This is a genomic window from Rhizobium sp. CECT 9324, assembly GCF_918741265.1.
Classification (GTDB): Bacteria; Pseudomonadota; Alphaproteobacteria; order Rhizobiales; family Rhizobiaceae; genus Allorhizobium.
Window position 1 is genome coordinate 456,448 of record NZ_CAKKMZ010000002.1, and the last position, 21,944, is coordinate 478,391.

General features: G+C 58.7%; 18 protein-coding genes. 6 read left to right on the top strand and 12 right to left on the bottom strand.

The annotated features are described in order from the left end of the window. Window positions 1-23: 23 nt before the first annotated feature. Window positions 24-1,160, bottom strand: coding sequence for an alpha/beta fold hydrolase (locus LQ231_RS22095; protein ID WP_230173974.1), 1,137 nt, complete (start codon window positions 1,158-1,160; stop codon window positions 24-26). Between LQ231_RS22095 and LQ231_RS22100 the strand changes: the two genes are divergently transcribed. The 6 genes from LQ231_RS22100 to LQ231_RS22125 all read left to right on the top strand — a co-directional run bounded on the left by LQ231_RS22100 (window position 1,135) and on the right by LQ231_RS22125 (window position 9,478). Next, complete coding sequence (locus tag LQ231_RS22100; RefSeq protein ID WP_230173975.1) at window positions 1,135-1,473, top strand: hypothetical protein; 339 nt, start codon at window positions 1,135-1,137, stop codon at window positions 1,471-1,473. The two genes, LQ231_RS22095 and LQ231_RS22100, sit on opposite strands and share 26 nt — an antisense overlap. 319 nt (window positions 1,474-1,792) lie before the next feature. After that, a complete protein-coding gene (locus LQ231_RS22105) occupies window positions 1,793-2,899 on the top strand; it encodes an efflux RND transporter periplasmic adaptor subunit (RefSeq protein WP_230173977.1) in 1,107 nt (368 codons plus the stop codon). Beyond that, window positions 2,896-5,991 carry an efflux RND transporter permease subunit gene (locus LQ231_RS22110; RefSeq protein WP_230173979.1) on the top strand — a complete coding sequence of 1,032 codons (3,096 nt, stop codon included), beginning with the start codon at window positions 2,896-2,898 and terminating at the stop codon, window positions 5,989-5,991. The genes LQ231_RS22105 and LQ231_RS22110 overlap by 4 nt, the downstream gene beginning before the upstream one ends. A 239-nt stretch (window positions 5,992-6,230) precedes the next feature. After that, window positions 6,231-6,728: a DUF1269 domain-containing protein gene (locus LQ231_RS22115; protein ID WP_230173981.1), complete on the top strand. Its 498-nt coding sequence runs from the start codon at window positions 6,231-6,233 to the stop codon at window positions 6,726-6,728. A gap of 270 nt (window positions 6,729-6,998) precedes the next feature. Continuing rightward, a complete protein-coding gene (locus tag LQ231_RS22120) occupies window positions 6,999-8,120 on the top strand; it encodes a helix-turn-helix domain-containing protein (protein WP_230173983.1) in 1,122 nt (373 codons plus the stop codon). Between the two features lie 317 nt (window positions 8,121-8,437). Then, window positions 8,438-9,478 carry a dipeptidase gene (locus LQ231_RS22125; protein WP_230175018.1) on the top strand — a complete coding sequence of 347 codons (1,041 nt, stop codon included), beginning with the start codon at window positions 8,438-8,440 and terminating at the stop codon, window positions 9,476-9,478. A gap of 75 nt (window positions 9,479-9,553) precedes the next feature. Here LQ231_RS22125 and glnT read toward each other — a convergent pair whose 3' ends face one another. The 11 genes from glnT to LQ231_RS22180 form a co-directional block, all read right to left on the bottom strand. Continuing rightward, window positions 9,554-10,861, bottom strand: a complete 1,308-nt coding sequence (glnT, locus tag LQ231_RS22130; RefSeq protein WP_230173985.1) for a type III glutamate--ammonia ligase — start codon at window positions 10,859-10,861, stop codon at window positions 9,554-9,556. Window positions 10,862-10,947: 86 nt separating this feature from the next. Then, on the bottom strand, window positions 10,948-12,276 hold the full coding sequence (locus LQ231_RS22135; RefSeq protein ID WP_230173987.1) for an FMN-binding glutamate synthase family protein: 1,329 nt from the start codon (window positions 12,274-12,276) through the stop codon (window positions 10,948-10,950). A gap of 14 nt (window positions 12,277-12,290) precedes the next feature. Then, on the bottom strand, window positions 12,291-12,977 hold the full coding sequence (locus LQ231_RS22140; RefSeq protein ID WP_230173989.1) for a GXGXG domain-containing protein: 687 nt from the start codon (window positions 12,975-12,977) through the stop codon (window positions 12,291-12,293). A 53-nt stretch (window positions 12,978-13,030) separates the two neighbouring features. Then, complete coding sequence (locus LQ231_RS22145) at window positions 13,031-13,936, bottom strand: glutamine amidotransferase family protein (RefSeq protein ID WP_230173991.1); 906 nt, start codon at window positions 13,934-13,936, stop codon at window positions 13,031-13,033. 87 nt (window positions 13,937-14,023) lie between these two features. Beyond that, entirely contained in the window at window positions 14,024-14,683 is a 660-nt protein-coding gene (locus tag LQ231_RS22150) for an XRE family transcriptional regulator (RefSeq protein WP_230173993.1), read from the bottom strand. Window positions 14,684-14,976: 293 nt separating this feature from the next. After that, entirely contained in the window at window positions 14,977-16,287 is a 1,311-nt protein-coding gene (locus LQ231_RS22155; RefSeq protein ID WP_230173997.1) for an extracellular solute-binding protein, read from the bottom strand. 83 nt (window positions 16,288-16,370) lie between these two features. Next, window positions 16,371-17,222, bottom strand: a complete 852-nt coding sequence (locus LQ231_RS22160) for a carbohydrate ABC transporter permease (protein ID WP_230173999.1) — start codon at window positions 17,220-17,222, stop codon at window positions 16,371-16,373. After that, window positions 17,219-18,100 (bottom strand): sugar ABC transporter permease, encoded by an 882-nt coding sequence (locus tag LQ231_RS22165; protein WP_230174001.1) that lies wholly within the window; start codon window positions 18,098-18,100, stop codon window positions 17,219-17,221. The genes LQ231_RS22160 and LQ231_RS22165 overlap by 4 nt, the downstream gene beginning before the upstream one ends. Before the next feature lies 1 nt (window position 18,101). Next, the gene (ugpC, locus tag LQ231_RS22170) at window positions 18,102-19,223 is read right to left on the bottom strand and encodes a sn-glycerol-3-phosphate ABC transporter ATP-binding protein UgpC (RefSeq protein WP_230174003.1); all 1,122 of its coding nucleotides are present in this window, start codon (window positions 19,221-19,223) and stop codon (window positions 18,102-18,104) included. A gap of 26 nt (window positions 19,224-19,249) precedes the next feature. Beyond that, window positions 19,250-20,758 carry an alpha-N-arabinofuranosidase gene (locus LQ231_RS22175; protein WP_230174005.1) on the bottom strand — a complete coding sequence of 503 codons (1,509 nt, stop codon included), beginning with the start codon at window positions 20,756-20,758 and terminating at the stop codon, window positions 19,250-19,252. Between the two features lie 113 nt (window positions 20,759-20,871). Next, window positions 20,872-21,792: a metalloregulator ArsR/SmtB family transcription factor gene (locus LQ231_RS22180; RefSeq protein ID WP_230174007.1), complete on the bottom strand. Its 921-nt coding sequence runs from the start codon at window positions 21,790-21,792 to the stop codon at window positions 20,872-20,874. Between the last annotated feature and the right edge of the window lie 152 nt (window positions 21,793-21,944).

Below are 21,944 nucleotides of genomic sequence, written 5' to 3' on the forward strand. Positions count from 1 at the left end.
GAAATCATGTTCTGCCACGTCGCCTAGCGGGCGGTAACGGCATTTGCCATGCCGCCAAGGATCCGGGCCGGCAGGAAGATCACCAGCGATGCCGCACCTTCGACCACCGTGGCGCTGTCGGCGATCACCGTCGGCGGCGCCCCCATCTGGTCGTCGCGAAGCAGATTGCGCATCAGATCGCTATTGTTCACCACGTCCATCAGCGTCTGTGAACTGGCAAAGACATTGTGTCGACCGCCATCGATGTCCGAGGCATCGATCACGCCGATTTCCTTGTCTTGCAGCATGGCGATATCCGAGCCACTGCCAACACGCGGATGGCCGCCGGTGAGACGCCGGGAGATGCCAAGGGCTCTATCCCGCCTAGACACGACGATGGTGAAGGGTTTGGGCAGGGTGCCTATATCGCGCACCTGGCTTTGGAATACATCGACATCAATGTCGGGAGCGGCGAGTACGACGCCGCCCAGTCGATCGAGGCTGCTGCGGCGGCCAGTAACGGCAAGATCGCGCAAGGCCTCCGTCACCACATAAGCGCCCATGGAATGACCGACCAGTATCACCCTGTTCGCTCTGGTCTTGGCTGCAATTTCGATCGTTTCGGCAAGTCCAGCCCGGCCGACAAGAGCACTGTCTCGGTCGAAGACATAAAGCGGCAGGGCGCCGCCGGATGGCCAGGCATAGTGAAGAGCCACTGCATTGATATTGTAGTCATGCACGATTTGGGCATTGCGAAAGATGCTGTCGGCAAAATTATTGTTGTAGCCGTGCACGAAGATGAAGATTTCCCGGTCTTCTGGCGCGCGTGTCGCGAGCGCTGCATTGAGTTGGGAAATGAACTGTTTGCGCCCATCGATCGGCTGATAGGCCCGAGCGGTAAAGTGGCGCGCTGGGTCTGGCGTGCGACCGGTCTTTTCAACCTGACCAGCGACGTGGTTTTCGGGAATGCCGATCTCGAACCTGGCAAAGTTGAGCGCCATCGACCTGCCAGCGGAATAGGGTAGCCGAACATCGTCCGAGCGCGCGCGGGTTGTCGCCAAATAGATTGTTTCGGTCGAGCTCGCCCCTAGTCCCGCCGGCGCATCGAGACCCAGCACCGCGCGCGGACCGCCACAGCCTGTCAATGAAATCAGAATGATCAGCAAGGCAAACAAACGCATTCAACAGCATCCGTCTTGTGATTTCGCAGAAGCTGAAAAATCAAAAACAGCAAAGGCGCAAGTAGACAACAGCTGCCCTATGTTTTTTGTCGACTCGACGATCGACACACACGCAGGTGTGCTTTGGCGGTCACGGGGATATGCGGACCGTCAATTCATCCGCGGAAAATCATCGATTTCCTGGGTGCTTAAATCTGTACGCTACGCCTGTTTGCGGGATTCTATGCTGATCACTTCACGTCTTGATCAGCACTATAGTGGCCGGACTGGGTCATTGTTTTCTGTTGTGCAAACAACCGCCTGGATGTGTTGAGCGTTGAACGGGAGCGGCATGCCTTTGGTTTCCATACAAAGTTCAGGCGCTTGCGTTGTTCAATATGCTGTGGAGACGAGATGGATGCCCATGCCGTTTTTTGCCCCGGTTCGTCACCGAAGCCTTTTGGCGGCACATCATCTTGTTCTGCAGGGACCACGCCTTTCCATATCTTTGGACCGCACGCCGCACGACGGTGGTCCCACTCGTATTTTGGCTGCTGCCGGAGACACGTTCGTAAACCTATCCAAACGTCTTGAACCAACGACCCAAACGTGACGGCCATGCCGTTGCATAAAAGCATATGGGGAATTCTTTCATGAAAAAGCGTCTTGCAGCGTCAACCATCAGAGTGTTTTGCCGTCCAGTAGCGATGGTTGCGACAACCTTGCTCCTGGTTGGCTGCCAAGGGGAAGACGAGGGAGCGGAACTGCCTCCGCGCCCGGTCAAGACGATCGCTGTCTCGTTCAGTCCCGAGGATACATTCGGTTCGCTGGTGGGCGAAATCAGGCCGGTTGTCGAAACCAGCTTCAGTTTCCGGCAGGGGGGCGAAATTCGCGAACGTGACGTTGAAGTCGGAGACCTTGTCGAGCCCGGAACCGTGCTGGCGAGGCTTGATGCTGAAGATGCGCAGGATGCGTTGCGCAAGGCGGAGGCCAATTTGTTCTCGGCCGAGGCGCAATCCCAGAACGCCGAAATTGCCCGTGCCCGCCAGCAACAGCTCTATCCAAGAACCGCGACCCGACAGTCGCTCGACAATGCAATCGCCCAGGCCAGTATGGCCCAAGCTGGCGTTGACGCGGCAAAAGCCGGTTTGCGTATCGCCCAGACAAATCTCGACAATCGCGTCTTGAAGGCCAATGCGGCCGGGGTTGTGACAGCGACAGGTGCGGAGGTCGGCCAGGTTGTCGGCGGTGGCCAGATGGTCGTTCGTGTCGCTCAGCTTGGCACACGCGATGCCGTTTTTGAAGTGCCCGAGGCAACGATCCAGACCACCGGAGGCCAGGCGCGCGTGGATGTGCAACTGCTTAGCAACCCGACCAGCACGGCAACGGGAGCGGTTCGTGAGATTTCGCCGACGGCCAATCCGATCACCCGCAATTTCACCGTCCGCGTTGGACTGGACGCCGCGCCGGAAGACTTCCGTTTTGGCAGTGCCGTCCGTGGCACGATCCGTATCGCTGGCGCGCCGGCGGCAAGACTGCCGATGACCGCGCTGTTCAACCAAAACAATGAGACGGCGGTCTGGCTTGTCGATGCTGCCTCCAGCACGACCAAGCTGGTGCCGGTTGAGGTCCATCGCTTCGATACGCAAGACTTTCTGGTCACCAAAGGCCTGGCCAGCGGAGATCAGGTGGTGATCGCCGGTGTCCAGCAGCTTCGTCCTGGCATGGCGGTTCGCCTGTTGGAAGGAAGCGTGAAATGAACGAGGGTTTCAATCTGTCTGAATGGGCGATCCGGCGCCAGAGCCTTATCGTCTTCCTCGTGGTCCTTAGTGCCATAGCCGGGGTCATTTCCTACATCAATCTGGGCCGCGATGAGGATCCGGAATTTACCTTCAAGACGATGATCGTTTCAGCCGCCTGGCCGGGCGGGACGATCGAGCAGACTGCCGACCAGATTACAGACCGTCTTGAGCGCACGCTTGAAGAGGTGCCTAATCTCGATAACCTGCGCAGTCTGACAACGGCTGGCCAGTCGGTGATCTACGTCACGCTGGACGATGCGACGCCGCCGGACCAGGTGGGCGAAAGCTGGTATCAGGCGCGCAAAAAGGTTGGCGACATGCAGGCCACGCTTCCCGCAGGCGTGCGCGGACCTTTCTTCAATGATGATTTTGGAGACACGTTTGGCATCATCTACAGTCTGACGTCTGAAGGTTTCAGTGATCGCGAGGTACGAGACTGGGCCTATGAAGCGCGCAATCGACTGCTCAAGTTAGAAAATATCGGCAAGATCCAACTGATCGGTACTCAAGACGAGACGATTTACATCGAGTTCTCGACCGAGCGGCTGGCGAGCCTCGGACTCAGCGCCTCAACGGTGATCAACACGATCCAGGCGCAGAATGCCGTCCTGCCATCCGGCCTGATGACCACGGATCAGGATCGAACCATTCTCCAGGTGTCCGGCAGCCTCGTCGACGAAAATGATATTCGAAAGCTGAACATTCCAACTGCCTCCGGGTTTGTGCGGCTGGGTGATATTGCGAGCATCGTCCGTGGCACTGTTGATCCCCCGCAGCCGCGCTTCCGCGTCAAGGGCAAACCGGCGATCGGGATCGCGATCTCCATGGCATCAGGTGGCGACATCCTGCAGCTCGGTGAGAATATTGATGCGACAATGCGCCTGTTCGAGAATGATTTGCCGATCGGAATCACCCTGTCGCATGTCGCCAGTCAGCCGGCGGTTGTCGAGAACGCAATTCGCGGATTTACAACTTCGTTGGGTCAGGCTGTCGTCATCGTGCTTGGGGTCAGCTTCCTCGCCCTCGGTGTCCGTGCCGGTCTGGCCGTTGCGGTTTCCATTCCGCTTGTGCTGGCTCTGACGTTCCTGTTCATGGACATAACAGGGATCGCGCTGCAGCGCGTGTCTCTCGGAGCGCTGATCATAGCGCTGACCTTGATGATCGACGACACGATGGTGACTGTCGAGACCATGATGGCCAAGCTGGAAGAGGGCTATGACCGGATCAAGGCCGCGTCGCACGCCTATAAGACGACTGCGTTTCCGATGCTCGCCGGCACGCTGGTGACGATTGCAGGTTTCATTCCTGTTGGGTTTGCCAGTAGTTCTTCGGGCGAATACGCGCGATCGCTGTTTTTCGTGATCGGCTTTTCGCTCATCGTTTCCTGGCTTGTCGCGGTTTTGCTGACCCCGGTGGTCGGTCTCGCTGTACTCAAATCCGGTGCCGCGACGGGCGCGAAAGAGGATGGTCCTGTCATTCGTGGCTTCAAGAACTTCCTTCATACCTGCATGCGCATGCGTGTCCTCGTCATTGTTGGGACGGTTGCGATGTTCGTGCTCGCTCTGCTCGGGTCTCAGGCGATGAACAGGCAGTTCTTTCCTGCATCCGATCGACCTGAGCTCATCCTTCAACTGACCCTGCCGCAGAACGCATCGCAGGCTGCGACTGCTGCGGAAGTGGCCAAAGTCGAGGAGGTGCTCTCCGCCGACGAGGATGTCGCAGACTGGAGTTTCTATATCGGTTCAGATCCGGTGCGCTTCTATCTGTCGATGGATCTACAGGCGCCAGCACCATCGCGCGCGCAGGCCGTGGTGATCGCTAAGAGCGTTGAGGCGCGCGACGCGCTGCAAAAACGCCTGCAAACCGAGCTGGACGAAAAATTCCCCGACATTATCGTTCGCGTTTCGCCATTGGAAATGGGCCCGCCGGTCGGTTGGCCGATCCAATACCGTGTGAGTGGAACGGATATACCCGGCGTACGCAATGTTGCCTGGCAGGTGGCCGACGCAATCGCGCAGGTGCCCGGCGTGGTGGAGCCAAACCTTGACTGGAATGAGCCGGTTCGAAAGGTCGTTGTCAATGTCGATCAGGACCGCGCACGCCTTGTGGGCCTGAACTCAGCGGTGATCGCTCAGACACTGTTCGCCACCGCCTCCGGTGTGCCGATTACCCAGGTCAGGGACTCGATCTATTTGGTCAATGTCGTCGCAAGGGCCAATGCGGAGGAGCGCGTTGATGTCAACACGCTTCGGCAACTGCAAATACCCGTAGGCCCCAACCACACGATACCGCTTTCAAGCATTGCAACGATCGAGTACCAGACCACGCAACCGGTCGTCTGGCGGCGCGATAGTTCGACCACGATTACGGTACAGGCGGATGTCGCCGAAGGCGTCATGGCGGCTGCTGTCGTTGAAGCCGCTGCGGACAAGATTGCCGAACTGCGCATTGCCAATCCAAACTATGTCATAGAGGTCGGGGGCGCGGTCGAGGGCGCCGAGGAGGGGCTTTCGTCTGTTCTGGAAATGTTGCCCTTGATGGGCATCATCATCCTGATTGTGCTGATGTTCCAGCTACAAAGTGTCCAGCGCCTCCTGCTTGTGGTCAGTGTCGTCCCCTTGGGGCTGATTGGTGTCGTCTTGATCATGCTGATCACCAATACACCTGTCGGCTTCATTGCCGTGTTGGGTATGATCGCACTGATCGGCATGATCACCCGCAACTCCGTGGTGTTGATTGACCAGATCGATATCCGCATGGAGGAGCAAGGGCCTTCGTGGCAGGGGGTGATCGACGTCACGGCGCAACGCCTGAGACCGGTGTTTCTGACCGCGGGCTCGACGATCCTCGGCATGTTGCCGATCATCCGCGATCCGTTCTGGTCACCGCTTGCCTTCACGGTCATAGGCGGGCTCGTCGTGGCGGCCGCACTGACACTGGTGTTCCTGCCGGCGCTCTATGTGCTGTGGTTCCGCATCCCTGCAGAAGCAAACATGGAAAAGCCAGAGGAACCCCATCCGTTGACTGCGGCAGTCGGCGCCCAGGGTTGATTGAACGTTGTCATTTGCCCGACACTCGGTCTGCCGAGAAAACCCGGTTTTTGTAGCGGACTGCGTCTACGGCTGTATGGCTGCCAAAGTACGGGGGGACCGATTTGAGCCAGTCCGAAATCTCAAATGTAGACGCAATGCATAGTTGCGGGATTCCTGGCTAAATCCTTCCGTGCATTTGCCGGTAGTATTTGCGTTGTTTGTCACGTGCATAAATGATGTGTTGAGTGGGGGCTTTCATGGCTGATTTGATCGCAATTGTGTATCCGACCGAAGCAAAGGCGGAAGAGGTGCGGCTGCGTCTATTTGAACTGCAGAAAGAGTATCTCATTCAGCTCAGCGATGCCGTGATTGCGGTCAAGGCGGACAATGGCAAGGTGAAGCTCAATCAACTGGTTAACACGACCGCGGCGGGTGCCGTTTCGGGCAGCTTCTGGGGCTTGTTGATCGGCGTACTCTTTCTCAATCCACTGTTGGGCATTGCCGTCGGGGCAGCCTCCGGCGCCCTTGGTGGAGCCTTGAGCGATGTCGGCATCAATGACGCCTTCATGAAAGCGTTGGCGGACAAACTGCAACCCGGGAACGCGGCGCTATTCATTCTGGCGCGGGAAATGACAGCCGATAAGGTCGTCAAGGAGCTGTCGCACTATGGCGGCGAGGTGCTCAAGACGTCGCTGGATGAAAGCAAGGAACAGGTCTTGCGCGATGCCCTGAAAGCGGCCGCAGCAACCGAGTAACCTGCTTTTGAGCCGCTCAATCCTGTCAAAGCGAACCTGATCGCTTGAGGTTGAACCATATCCGCCAGCCGCATCCGATCATCAATAACTGTCGAGTTGGTTTGCCTCTGCAAAATTTCGTCGTTCCGGGAGATGTCGAATGAAACTTTGGTCCTTTTCGACCGCAGTGAAAACCGTTCTCCTGATGTCTGCGGGTGGCGTGGCGGTGGATGCTGTCTCATGGCATCGCAAATGCATAGCGTCTTTTGTCTCGACTAGGCAGGCGGCGTCATGAGATTCCACCAAGCCAACGTGCCGCTCGCGGAGCAGGCTGGGTCGTTGACCCCTTCTCCGCTTGGTGGCGGGTGTGAAGAGCAGGCTTTCCGGGACAGGTCTTCACCGGTGCAAGCGTTCGAACTCTCTACCTTGGATTTCGAACGGTCTGCCCAATTCGTGGTGTGGCGCGACAGTTTTGCCCCCATGCTCGAACTGACGGGAACGGACAACGCTCGCGAGACTTTCCGCGGTCAGCAGACGCTCTGGGATCTGGGGAACCTTTTGTTTGCCCAGATCAGTACCGACGCACTTGGTTTCACCAGCCTGCCGGGGCACGTTCGGCGTGAACCGCTTGACCATTGGACGATCACCTTGCTGAAATCTGGCCGGATCAGGACAGACTGTGCACGAAGGACCTTTTCCGCCGGTCCCGGTGAAGTGCAAATTCACGCACTTGGCCGCAGCTATGCCGGGGATGTCTCGACAAGCGAGATGCTGATGCTGTTTGTGCCACGCGATTTCTCTCACGAAACAGCCGTTGCGCTCAGCGCCGCCGAACTGTCGAAGCTGGACACTGGGATGGGCCATCTTTTTTCAGACTATCTCGTCGGATTGGCGAACCGTCTTCCTATGCTGACCAAAGCCGAGATACCCGGGCTGATCACCGCCACGCATGCGATGGTACTTGCCTGTGTCTCCCCGTCGGCTGACAACATCGCCGCTGCCGATGAACCGATTTCGACCGTGCTTTTGGAAAAGGCGCGGCAATTTGTTCAAAAAAGGCTGTTTGATCCTGATCTGGCGAGCGAAGCTGTACGCCGCGAACTCGGTATATCGCGGACGCGGCTCTATAACCTCTTCGAACCCTTCGGTGGCGTGATGCACTACATTCAGCATCGCCGTCTGCTCGGGGCGCATTCATCCCTGACGAACCCGGACGATCAGCGCCTGATCCTTGAAATCGCCGAGAAGCACGGCTTTTCCGACGGCGCTGAATTCAGCCGGGCGTTCAAGCGGGCCTTTGGCTACAGTCCAAGCGACGCCCGTCGGGGAGGAAAAGGGAGCTTGCCGTGCCCCCAAGACAGGCGCCGCCACGACTGCCCGGCTGTGGGCAGGTTAGGTGTGCTCCTGCGCTGATTGCAGGGGTAGAAGGCGATGATTGAATGACACATAGGTCACGATCACAGCTGTTGCCTATCATTCCCATTTCCTAGCAACAAGGAACTGGCTGGAACGGCGACTGCATGCGCTCTCTGGCGTCTGGGGCGTTTTCTTTCCACCTCAAGAACGCGGCGGGCTTAGCCAAATTGCGTGTCGGCCTTGCAACCCCTTTGCCCGGCATCGTACACCACGCGCTCGCGGGTATGACAGAAGAACGCGGATTCTGTCGCGCCGGATGAAGAAATCTCCGAGGCCACAGCGTGGCGGAGGCAGTTATGGTGGTGGCAGGCAGGATGAATGAACTGGCCAAGATTCCGGTATTTGATGGGCATAACGATATCCTTTCACGGCTGATGCATGAGGGACGTAACGGCGCAGAGGCACGCGTGCTGAGGGGCAGTGACCGCATGCAGGTTGATATGCCAAAGGCGCGCGAAGGCGGTCTCGCGGGCGGTCTCTGCGCCGTGTACGTGCCATCGCCGAGTTGGGGCGCCGATGCGAATGGCGATCTGCCGCGCGTCGAACGTCTGTCGGCACTGGAACAGACGATCACCCAGGCGGCATTGCTCCGCCGGATTGCTGCGCAGTCGGACGGTGCCTTCAGCGTTTGCACATCGGTGGCGGACATTCGTTCGGCCATGGACAAGCAAAGCTTTGCTGCCGTCTTCCACATCGAAGGGATCGAAGCTGCCGGGCCGGATCTGGATCTGATCCATGTGTTGCATGCGGCCGGACTGCGCACGCTCGGTCCCGTCTGGAGCCGCCCGAACATCTTCGCCCATGGAGTTCCATTTCGCTTCGGTCACGACCCCGATATCGGGCCGGGTTTGTCTGAGGCTGGGCGCGATCTCATTCGACTATGCAACCGGCTGAAGATTATGGTCGACCTCTCTCATATGAATGATGCAGGTTTCTGGGACATTGCGAAAATCTCGGATGCACCGCTGGTCGCCTCGCATTCGAATGCCTTTGCCATCTGCCCGCACAGTCGTAACGCGACGGATAGTCAGCTCGACGCAATCCGAGACACTGGCGGACTGATCGGCTTGAATTTTGGTGTCAAGTTTCTGCATCCGGAGGGCAAGCCCGATACAGATATGGATCTCTCGACAATGGTGCGTCATGTCGACTACCTTGTTGAGCGTGTCGGAATTGATCACGTCGGGTTCGGTTCGGATTTCGACGGTACGCTGATCTCCAACAAGATCGGCGACGCCACGGGACTGCCAAGCTTACTTGGGGCCTTGCGTTCGGCCGGTTATGATGACGTTGAGCTGGCCAAGATTGCCCATGGCAACTGGCTGTCGCTGCTCGAGCGCACATGGGGGGCGTAGGCCGCCTTTACCGCCTTTTATAGACGAGGTCCCGGATTTTTCCGGGATCTTTAAATTTCATTACAGACCGGTGGTCTAGATATCGAGCGTGGTCTGGCGTTCCCAAGATGTGAATTGTGCGCAGTGGCTGTCCCACTCGTCATGCTTCAGTTTCAGATAGGCAGAGGAGAATTCCCTGCCGAGTGCTTCCTGAAGCGCCTTGTCGGCTTCATATTGACGAAGCGCGTCCAGCAGATTGAGAGGGAGCCTCGGTGCGTCCTTTATCGTATGGCCGTCGCGATACATGTCTATGTCATGATGGTTTCCTGGATCGGCATCGTTTCTCAGGCCATCCAGTCCGGCCGCTATGATGATTGCCTGTAGCAGATAGGGATTGACTGCACCGTCGGGCAGGCGAAGTTCGAAGCGGCCGGGGCCGGGTACACGCACCATGTGCGTACGGTTATTGCCGGTCCAGGTGACGGTGTTCGGTGCCCATGTGGCGCCCGAGACGGTGCGTGGCGCGTTGATGCGCTTGTAGGAATTGACCGTCGGGTTGGTGATCGCGGCCAGTGCTGAGGCATGTTGCATGATGCCGCCGAGGAAGTTCCTGCCTTTGGCGGAAAGGCCAAACGGCATTCCCGTATCGGCAAAGCTGTTGACCCTGCCGTCGAGATCCCAGACGGAAATATGGGCATGGCAACCGTTGCCTGTCAGTCCCTTGAACGGCTTGGGCATGAAGGTGGCACGAAGCCCGTGTTTCTCGGCGACGGATTTGACCATGAACTTGAAGAAGGAGTGTTTGTCGGCCGTCTTCAGAGCGTCGTCATATTCCCAGTTCATCTCGAACTGGCCGTTCGCGTCCTCATGGTCGTTCTGGTAGGGCCTCCAGCCGAGTTCGAGCATGTAGTCGCAGATTTCGGCGATCACGTCATAGCGGCGCATCAGCGCCTGCTGGTCGTAGCAGGGCTTTTCGGCCGTATCGAATTCATCCGAGATCCTGCCGCCATCGGCCGAAATCAGGAAAAACTCCGGCTCGACGCCGGTCTTGACCCGCAGACCCATCCCGGCAGCTTCCGAGACCAACCGTTTCAGCATAACGCGCGGCGCCTGTTCGACGGGCTTGCCTTCCATTATGCAGTCGGCCGCGACCCAGGCCACGTCCTTCTTCCAGGGCAGCTGGATGACGGAGGAGGGGTCCGGAATGGCGAAGAGGTCGGGGTGGGCCGGCGTCAGGTCGAGCCAGGTGGCGAATCCGGCAAAGCCGGCGCCATCCTTCTGCATGTCGGCGATCGCTTCTGCCGGCACCAGCTTGGCGCGCTGGGCGCCAAAGAGGTCGGTATAGCTGATCATGAAATATTTGATGCCGCGCTCGGCGGCGAAGCTTGCAAGATCCTGTGTCACGTCGTTCCCCTGTTTTTATGGATTGAGACACATTGGTTGAAAGGAAATGGCCGCATCCGTGGGAGTCGGATACGGCCATTCTGGTTTTAGAAGGCGCCCTTGCCGGGGTACCAGCTGGTGCCGGCGAGTGGCACTTGTGCCATGGCGGCTGCCTCCATAGTGAGCGCGCAGAGATCTTCCGGCTCGAGATTGGTGAGCTTGTTCTTGCCGCAGGCGCGCGCGATCGTCTGGGCTTCCAGCGTCATGACCTTGAGATAGTTGGCAAGCCGGCGGCCGGCGGCGACCGGATCGAGACGCGCGGCGAGTTCCGGATCCTGGGTGGTGATGCCGGCCGGGTCCTTGCCCTCATGCCAGTCGTCATAGGCGCCGGCCGTGGTGCCGAGTTGTCTGTATTCCTCTTCCCATTTCGGGTCGTTGTCGCCAATTGCCACCAGTGCTGCCGTGCCGATGGCAACGGCATCGGCACCGAGCGCCAGCGCCTTAGCCACATCGGCGCCGGAGCGGATGCCGCCGGAGATGATCAGCTGCACCTTGCGATGCATGCCGAGATCCTGCAGCGCCTGGACGGCGGGCCTGATACAGGCGAGCGTCGGCATGCCGACATTCTCGATGAAGACGTCCTGGGTGGCGGCCGTGCCGCCCTGCATGCCGTCGAGCACCACGACATCGGCGCCGGCCTTCACGGCGAGTGCCGTGTCATAATAGGGGCGGGCGCCGCCGACCTTCACATAGATTGGTTTTTCCCAGTCGGTGATCTCGCGCAGTTCGAGGATCTTGATCTCCAGATCATCCGGGCCGGTCCAGTCGGGGTGGCGGCAGGCGGAGCGCTGGTCGATGCCCTTGGGCAGGTTGCGCATATTGGCCACACGATCGGAAATCTTCTGGCCGAGCAGCATGCCTCCGCCGCCGGGCTTGGCACCCTGGCCGACCACGACCTCGATCGCGTCAGCGCGGCGCAGGTCTTTCGGGTTCATGCCGTAGCGGGAGGGCAGGTACTGGTAGACGAGGGTCTGGCTGTGGCCGCGCTCCTCATCGGTCATGCCGCCGTCGCCGGTGGTGGTGGAGGTGCCGGCGATCGTTGCGCCACGGCCGAGCGCTTCCTTGGCATTGCCGGAGAGAGCGCCGAAGGACATGCCGGCAATGGTGATCGGGGTCTTCAAGTAGATCGGCTTCTTGGCAAAGCGCGTGCCGAGGACCACCGAGGTATCGCATTTCTCGCGATAGCCTTCGAGCGGATAACGCGAGATCGAGGCACCGAGGAAGAGCAGGTCGTCAAAATGCGGCACCTTGCGTTTGGTGCCGGCGCCTCTGATGTCATAGATGCCGGTCGCGGCCGCGCGGCGGATTTCGGCCAGCGTGTAATCGTCAAAGGTGGCGGACTTGCGCGGCGGGGTGAAGGGGTTGTGATAGCTCATGGCTTTTCCTCGCCTCAGTACGCGTCAGCGTTGTCGATATTGAAATTGTAGAGCTTGCGGGCCGAGCCGTAGCGCTTGAACTCTTCCGGCTTCACATCGGTGATGCCGGCCTGTTCGAGAAGTTCGGCGAGCTTTGCGAGATGCTTCGGCTTCATCTGCTTTTCGATACAGTCGGCGCCGAGGCTTTTGACCGTGCCGCGCACGAAGAGTTTTGCCTCATAAAGACTATCGCCGAGCGCTTCGCCGGCATCGCCGCAGACGACGAGGTGGCCTGATTGCCCCATGAAGGCCGACATGTGGCCGATCGAGCCTTTGACGACGATGTCGATGCCCTTCATGGAGATGCCGCAGCGCGAGGCCGCATTGCCCTTGATGACAAGCAGCCCACCGCGACCGGTGGCGCCGGCATATTGCGAGGCGTCGCCCTCGATGACAACGGTGCCGGACATCATGTTCTCGGCGACACCCGGTCCGGCCGAGCCGTGGACAGTGACCGTGCCGCCGTCATTCATGCCTGCGCAGTAGTAACCGACGGAGCCCTTGACCACGACGGTGACGAGCGCATCGATACCGACAGCGACGGAATGGCTGCCGCGCGGATTGACGACTTCGAAAGCGGTGTCATTGGCGCCGGTGCCGAGATTGTGCAAGGCACTGTTGAGTTCGCGCAACGGCGTTTGGGACAGATCGAAGACGGGCATGGGTGGACTTTCTCGATTGGGAACAGCGGCTCGATGAGACATCGGCGGAAGGATCAGGCGGCCTTGTCGTGATCCCAGAAGTAGACGGTCGCCGGTTCCGGCTCCCAGACGCGGGCGGTCTCGATGGCCGGCAGGTTAACCAGCGCGCGGTATTCCGAGCCGAAGGCGACATACTGGTCGGTCTCGGCCATGACGGCCGGTTTGCAGGCGATGGGATCGCGGAGCACGCCGAAGCCTGACTTCGTGCCGACAACGAAGGTGAAGAAGCCGTCCAGATCGTCGAGCGCACCTGTTAGCGCCTGGCCGAGATCCTTGCCCTTGGCCATTTCGGCGGTGAGATAGGCGGCGGCGACTTCACTGTCGTTCTGTGTCTCGAAGGTCATACCTTCACGCACCAGTTCACGGCGGAGGTTGTTGTGGTTTGACAGCGAACCGTTATGCACGAGGCACTGGTCCGCACCCGTCGAGAAGGGATGGGCGCCGAGCGTGGTGACGGCGCTTTCGGTCGCCATGCGGGTGTGGCCGATGCCATGCGTGCCGCCCATCGCGCGCACCTCGAAGCGGGCAACGACATCCTTCGGAAGGCCGGTTTCCTTGAAGATCTCGATGCTTTCACCTGATCCCATGATGCGAACAGCGGGGCGGATATCCTCGAGAACGGTGCGAATGTTGCCAAGCGCTGAAGCATCGATCTCGATCACCGCATGGGTGTTCTTGACCGTAATGGCGGCAGGAACGCCTGCCTTGATGAGATCGCGGTCAAGACCGGCAAAATCCGCACCGGGATCTGCAGACTGAACCGTAACCTTGGCCTTGCCGTCGGCAACGCGGCCGTAGATGGCAATACCGGCCGAATCCGGTCCTCTGTCGGTCATGGTGATCAGCATGTCCGAGAGCAGAGTCCCGAGTTGGGGTTCAAGCGCCTTGTCTTTCAAAAATATTCCAACGATGCCGCACATAGTCTTCTCCCATATCCTTTGGGCGAAAACGTAGCAGTAGCGGTGAGTGATATCAATCCAGAGGAATAATATCTTCCTTTCAGGCAATCATCGTTGTTGTGGATAGGCGATGATAGACAAATAGCAGGCTGGCAGTTTTTCCAGAACCTCGGGGCCGTGCGGCGCGTCTGCATCGAAAAACAGGCTGTCTCCCGGCTCCATCCGGTAGAGACTATCGCCATGGCGATACATCACCTCACCCTCCAGCATATAGAGGAATTCCATCCCGGGGTGCTGGAATGTCGGGAACACGTCGGATTCCGCATTGAGGGTGATCAGATAGGGCTCGACGGTCACACCAGAACTGTTGTTTTCGATATGTCCGAGCAGGCTGTAGTGATGGCCCGCGCGGGTGCCGCGCCGCTCCAGATTAACGCCTTCGCCGGCCTTCACGAAACTTGCGCTCTTTGGCTCCTCGAAGCCGCGAAAGAAAGCCGTCATCGGCACGCCCAAGGCCTTTGAAAGCGCCTGGAGCGTCGTCAGGGATGGTGAGATATTGCCATTCTCGATCTTCGACAGCATGCCTACTGAGATGCCGGTTGCAGCGGCCATGTCGGCGACAGTGATGCCGAGCTTCTTGCGAAAGCTGCGCACCTCGTGGCCGATCGCCATTTCCAGATTGTTGGCGCGTGGTTCGCGAACAGCGTGTGGATCCTGGGCGAGACGGGGCTTTGCCGGGTTGCCGGGGTCCTGTGAATGCTTCGCCATCGGTGTCTTTCCTGTCACGCTGAATGCGGATGTGATCCTTCGCTTGCTTGATCTAACCGATTTTTGCATCATGCGAAAATGTTCTGTTGGGTGCAGCTCGACATAGTGTGCCGGTAAGCCAATGGGGCACGGCCAACCATACGCTCCCCGTTTGCAGATCGCTTTCTGTGTGTGCCGTCCGTTGTCGGCATATGGCGCACAAAAAAACTCCACGCACCATATTCGGTGCGTGGAGCCGGACAAGGATGTTCCATCCATGGGAAGGCTTCCCACGATGATATGGATTCGGCTTCTTATAGATTGGAGAGCAGATCGTTGATCCTGCTTTCTGCACCCGCCAACGCTTCGTCGACCGATTTGTCACCATTGACAGCAGCGCCGACTTCCTCGCCGATGATATCCTGGATGGGGAACTGCCTCTGCACGGCAGACGGCAGCGAGCGGCCTGTCTCTGCAATGCGCGCGATGTTGGCGCGATGTGGCAAGGCCTTGAATTCCGCCATGTCAAACACGGCCTTGACGGCCGGTAGATGGCCGGTACGCGCCCATTGGAAGTCGTTGTCCGAAAGGAACTTGAACAGTTTGCCGATTGCCTCGACTTGCTCGGGTGTCCGATCTTTCTTCGGCATGACCCAGCTGTGGCCGTCTGCATAGGTGCTGTCTTGACCCGGGAAGAGCTGCGGAACCGGATAGACCGTGTAACCGTTCGCAAGTGCCGTGCCGGCCTTTTCAGATTGGGCGACATAGTCACCGATCAGCCATGTACCGTTGATGGCAATGCCGCCGTCCCCATTGGCAAAGGACGAAACTGCGGCTGCATAGTCGAGGCCCAGCGTGGTGATACCTTCATCCTTGATGCGCTTGAGCAGTTCGACTGTTGCCTTTGCTTCGGGTGTGTTCAGCTTGATCGCGGTTGGGTCGGCGAAGAAGTCCGACTTCTGCTGCTGCAGAAATGTGTAGAGCACGCGCGCATAGGAGGCGGTTTCGTTGGCCAGGATCTGGACGAGATAAGGCTTGCCGGTCTTCTCCTTGAACTGTTTGCCCTGTGCGATCAGTTCTTCGGCGGATTTCGGCAGGATCGGCGTACCATCGGCATTCACCAGGCCCGCTTCCTTCATCAGGTTGAGATTAACATGGAAGAGCATGGTCCAGTTGTCGAAGGGCAGGCCGTACATCTGGCCTTCCTTGGTAACGCCATCGCGGGCGGCGTCTGTATAGCTTTCCGGTGTGATGCCCTGGCTTGCGAGAACCGGGTCGATTGGTTCGATCAACCCCCGGGACTGATAGTCGGAAATCGCAGAATAGTGCATGGAGACGACATCAGGGGCAGCACCTGATGCGAGCTGTGCATTCAACTGATCATAACCCGGCCATTCCACGGTCGTGATGTTGACGTCGATATCCGGATTGTCCGCCTCGAACTTGTTGACCATGGCGGTGATGATCCCGCATTCACCAACGGCTGCAGACACATCGGTGACCGTACCATAGTCGGCGTCGCAGGCGCCGAAGAAGCGCTGCAGTTCAATTTTCGTCTGGGCTTGGGCTTGCGCCCCGCAGCTCAGGGCAATCACGGCAGCTGTGCTTAAAAGAATGCGTCTCATAATAGGTTCTCTCCCTTGTGTCGGAGCGCACGGCTCCGTTGGTTGAACCTGATCCGACCGGCTCCTCCCGGTCGGATCAGGCATTATTTCACCGCGCCGCCGGAGACGGCGGTGACAATGTGGCGCTGGAAAAGCAGGTAGACGATAAGGACAGGAAGGCTTGCAAACACCGCTTGCGCGGCCAGGAATCCAAGGCCCTCGCTTTGGGCAAAATTGGTCTGAGAGGATGCAATGCCGATGGTGAGGGTGAACATTTCCTTCTTGGTCGCGGAAATCAGCGGCCACCAATAGTCGTTCCATCCGTGCAGGAAGGTGAAGATTCCAAGGGTTGCCTGGGCAGGCAATGTCAGCGGCAGCATGACCTTCCAGAAGATTCGGAATTGCGAGGCATTGTCCAACAATGCGGCCTCGTCAATTTCTTTGGGAATAGCCCGGAAGAACTGCGTCATCAGAAAGACGCCGAAGGCCGATGACAAGCCGGGCAGGATAAGCCCTAGATAGGAATTGTGCAGGCCGAACCAGTTGAACATCTGGTGGCGTGCGATAATGACTGCCTGCTCGGGCACGGCCAGCCCGAAGAGCACGATGATGAACAGCGTGCGCCGGAACGGAAACTGTAGCCTGGCGAAGGCGTAGCCCGCGAGCGATGACAGGACAAGCACGCCGAGCGTCTGGCCGCAGGCAACCACGAAGCTGTTCAACAGCCAGCCAAAGACCTGCGATGTATGCAGGATGTTGAGATAGTTGCCGATGGTGTAAGGCATCCTGAAGACGGATTCAGTACCCAGCATCAATTCCTGGTTGTTCTTGATCGAGAGGCCGATGAGCCAGGCGACCGGTGCCATCATCACCACCGACAGGGTTGCGGCAAGCCAGAGCATGATGCGGTTGGTGGTCAGCGCATCGGGTCGGTAGGTCTTATTGTCACCACTCATTCGCCTGCCTCCGTCTTGCGGGTTGAGACCACATACTGTGCCATGGCGGCGACGAGGATGATCAGAAACAGGAACTGCGATGCTGCGGCACCCTTTCCAAGGTCCCAACGGACGAAGCCGACCTCGTAAATATACATGACAAGCGGCCGAGAGGATCCGTTCGGGCCGCCGTTGGTCATCAGCTGAGCTTGGCCGAAAAGCTGGAACTGCATGACGATTTGGATGATTGTGACCAGCATGATTGTGCGGGCGATCGATGGCAGAGTAATGCGCGTGAAGACGCGCCAGGGACTGGCATTATCGAGTGCCGATGCTTCGTAGAGATCGACGGGAATTTGCTGCAGTGCTGCCAAGAACAGCATCATTGGCAGACCGAGGCACCACCAGACGGTTGCGACGCCGACGGCAAACAGTGACCAGCCGCTGGTCGAGAGGAAATTGAGCGGCTCCATCCCCAACTGTGCAAAGATCACGGACATCAGACCGTCGCCGGGAATGAAGACGAAGCGCCAGATCAGGGTCACGATCGTGACCGAGAGAACCGACGACGAGAAGAATAGCCCGCGCAGGAACGACGTGGAGCGCGAGGTGCGGTTGAGCGCAAGTGCCAGGAACAGTCCGAGTGCGACCAGTGACGGCACACTGAACAGAACAAAGACCAGTGTATTGCGCAGCGCCTGCAGGAAGACGGGATCGGCCAAGACGCGGCCGTAGTTTGCAAGCCCGACAAAACGGCCGGGACCGAACAGATCGACCTTGTGCAGGCTGAGCCACATGCCCCAGATCAGCGGGAAGACCAGAAGCACGGCGAAGATCGACAGATAGGGCAGGATGAAAAGCCCATGGCCCCATTGGCTGCGGCGATAGCTTTCGGCCATGTCAGTCACCCTCCGGGCGGGGGGGCGAAGCGGCATCCGAGCGATGGGCCATGCCCTTTGCGTCGAAGAGGTGAAGCGCGGACTGATCCAGCCGGATCTGCAAAACGTCGCCGATGCGCGCCGTGCTCCGTCCGTCTGCCTCGGTGGTCAATTTTGTCCCGTCGTTGAGCACGCCATAGATCAGGGTACGATCGCCGAGCCGTTCAATGACTTCGGCCGTTATCGGGATGCCGCTCTCGCCGGCCGGCAGGACGGTGATGTCTTCGGCGCGAATGCCAAGGCTGGCGCCATCGGCCGCAAAGCTCGTATTGGCCTGGATGCTCGTCTGCAATGTTCCCAGGCCTGCGGTCGTGATCGACAGGCCGCCATTGTCGTATCTGACATTTGCCACGGGAATGAAGTTCATCGTCGGTGAGCCGATGAAGCCAGCGACAAAACGGGTTGCAGGTCTTTGATAAACCTCCATCGGCGTGCCAATCTGCTCGATCTTTCGGTCATGCATAATGACGATGCGGTCAGCTAGCGTCATCGCCTCGACCTGGTCATGGGTAACGAATACCATCGTGGAGCCAAGGCGTGCGTGCAACTGGGCGAGCTCAAGGCGCGTTCGCCCACGTAGTGCCGCGTCCAAGTTGGAGAGCGGCTCGTCGAACAGGAAAGCCTTTGGCTCCTTGACGATCGCCCGGCCGATGGCGACGCGCTGGCGTTGGCCACCGGAGAGTTTCTGCGGCTTGCGATCCAAGAGATGCCCGATCTCCAGTGTTTCCGCAGCAAGGGAAACACGGCGTTCAATTTCGGCCCTAGGCAGCTTGATATTTTCAAGGCCGAAGGACATGTTTTGGGCCACCGTCATATGCGGATAGAGCGCATAGGATTGAAACACCATGGCCACCCCCCGCTGGCCGGGCGGCAGTGTATCCACCCGCGTCCCCCCTGCCGAGATCGTGCCCTCGGTGACATCTTCAAGGCCGGCGATCATGCGCAGAAGCGTCGATTTCCCGCAGCCCGATGGCCCGAGAAACACGACAAATTCACCGGGCTCGATTGTCAGTGATATCGCGTCCAGAACGGTCAGGGCGCCGTAGCGCTTGGTGACATTGTTGATCTCGATCGATGCGGACATGGTTCCTCCTCCCTGTCGCAAGCTTCTTATCTGCCCAGCCGGATCATCCGGTAGCTGAGCGGCGCGATGGAAGCCGTGACACGGTCGTTCGCAACGGTGACGCCGGAGCCATCCTTCGGTTCGACCGGTTGCTTCTCGGGGCCATTGGTGTCACGAAGTCCGTGGCCCACAATCACCTTGTCCATGACCACCCGTCGCTCACCGAATCCTGCGAGCGCAAGATCGAGGTCGATCAACTCTGTCAGGTGGCGGTTGACGATGAAGAATGTCAGCGCTCCATCGCTTTCGGTCTCAACGGCGGAGATGTCGAGATAGGAGACCGTGTCGGCGAATTCCGTTGCATAGCCCGGGCAATCGAGTGCCAGCTGCAAGGACGTGCCGCGGCCGTAGTGCGATGCGAACATATAGGGGTAATAGGTTGTCTGGCGCCAAGCAGGGCCACCGGGAACGGTCATGATGGGCGCAATCACATTGACGAGCTGCGCAAGGCAACCGACTTTCACCACGTCGGCCCGACGGATAAATGTGTTGAGGATGCAGCCGACCTGCAGCACATCCTCGAAATTGTAGATGTCTTCCAGCAGGGCCGGTGCATGCGGCCAGCCGTCATTGCCCTCCAGTACCTTTCGGTCGTCTTCGCGCGAGTGGTACCAGACGTTCCACTCGTCGAAGCTGATATAGACATCCTTCTTCGAACGCTTCTTGGCTTTGGTATAGGTGATCACGCCGGCGATGGTGGCGATGTAGTCGTCCAGGCGGGCGTTCTGGGCGAGGTAGTTCGCCGTGTCGCCCTGATGGTTGTCGAAATACATATGCAGACTGATGTAGTCGACGCTGTCATAGGTGTAATCGAGAACCGTTGCTTCCCACTCCGGATAGGTCGGCATTTTTGGCGAAGACGAGCCGCAGACGACAAGCTCGATCGACTTGTCGAAGGCGCGCATGGCCTTGGCCGTCTCGAACGCCAGCCGTCCGTATTCGTCAGCCGTCTTCTGTCCGATCTGCCAGGGGCCATCCATTTCGTTGCCGAGGCACCACATCTTGACGCCCCAAGGCTCTTCGCGACCGTTCTGTCGACGTAGATCAGACCAGTAGCTGCCGCCTGGATGGTTGACATACTCCAGAAAGGCGCGGGCCTGATCGAGGCCGCGGGAACCAAGGTTGACAGCCAGCATCATGTCGGTGCCGGCAGCCTCCGCCCAGTCGGCAAACTCATGGATGCCGACCTGGTTGGACTCAGAGCTGTGCCACGCAAGATCGAGGCGAACCGGACGCTTCTCCTGCGGCCCAATTCCGTCCTCCCAATTATAGGCCGAAACAAAATTTCCACCCGGATAGCGAACGATCGGCACATCAAGCTCACGCACCAGATCGATGACGTCCTGACGCATGCCGTTGGCATCCGCAGTTGGATGATCAGGCTCATAGATGCCGGTATAGACGGCACGGCCGAGATGCTCGACGAACGAACCATAAAGACGTGCGTCGATTGCACTGATGACATAACCGCTGTGAACGGTTCCAACTGCTCGCATTCTTTCCTCCCGTGTGTATCCGTAAATCAGATACATATCATTATGTCTGATAAGATACACGGGATCGTATCGGCGTCAACCCAGCCGTGCGCCAAACGCCTTTTTGCCAAAGATCAGGTCTTCAGGCGCAGGAAGATGTCCTGGTCATAGTTGCCGAAGCCACGTCCGAAGATATTGATTCCGCCGGGATGTTCGGCTTTCTCGGGGATTTCGATGCGAAGTCTGATCGAGCGATGATCGAGCAGGCCGAGGTCGCCGAGACAGGTATCGGAGACGCGCATGCCATCGATGAAGGTGCCGGCCGGTGTCACGCGAAAGCTCTTCAGCACTCCGTACTGGCTGCCGCGCAGCTTCCACCAATCCGGAGTGTATTTGCCTCGATGATCGCCGAAGTCGCCGGGGGAGGTCCAGGTCGCAATCGCTTTGCCGTTGATCGACAGCGTAATGTCGGAGGGCCAGTTATCGGACGTGCCAGGCACCTCAGAGGATAGTTCAAGCAACAGTTCGAGTTCCTTGACCTCCGCTCCCTTGATTCTCGCATTATTGGGGAACTGATAGTCGACATATCCCCGCGTGAACCACAGCAAGCCGGCCTTCATCCGGTCGGGCGCCAGGAATGTGTCCGGACTGTCGAGGTAACCGATAATGCCCTCATGCGAGCACATGCCGCAGGGCGCAAATACGTCGTAGCCGCTGTACAGGCCGACAGGCATCGCAACTTCGATCGCTTCGTCCGCCGTCTTCACAGGCCCGGCAAAGGTCAGGATGATCTCGTCATGCACCGCATGGCAGATCTTCTGACTTCCCTTGCGCGCCTTCTGGACTTCCGTGCGGAGGAGCCCGGCTTCTTCCATCTGGTTGACATGGGTCGATGTCGTAGACTGGGGCAGGTTCAGGATGTCGGCAATGTCGTTGACGTTCAGCGCTCCGCGGGCATGCAGGAGTTCCAGGATGGCCAGTCTGGCAGGTGCCGCCAGGCACTTCAGTACGTCCTTGCCGTCTTCCGGCGTGATCATCAAAAAACGGCTACTCATCGGGCCTCCCACCTGGATTTCCGATTTGTATCAAGAAAATTGATTTAATCAAGTTGCGAGACGGGGTGGGATAGGATGCCAATGATGCGACCGGCGCGGACCGCCGGAGATTGTCAAATTTCAGGATTAAGCGGTGCCCGACCGATCAGAAC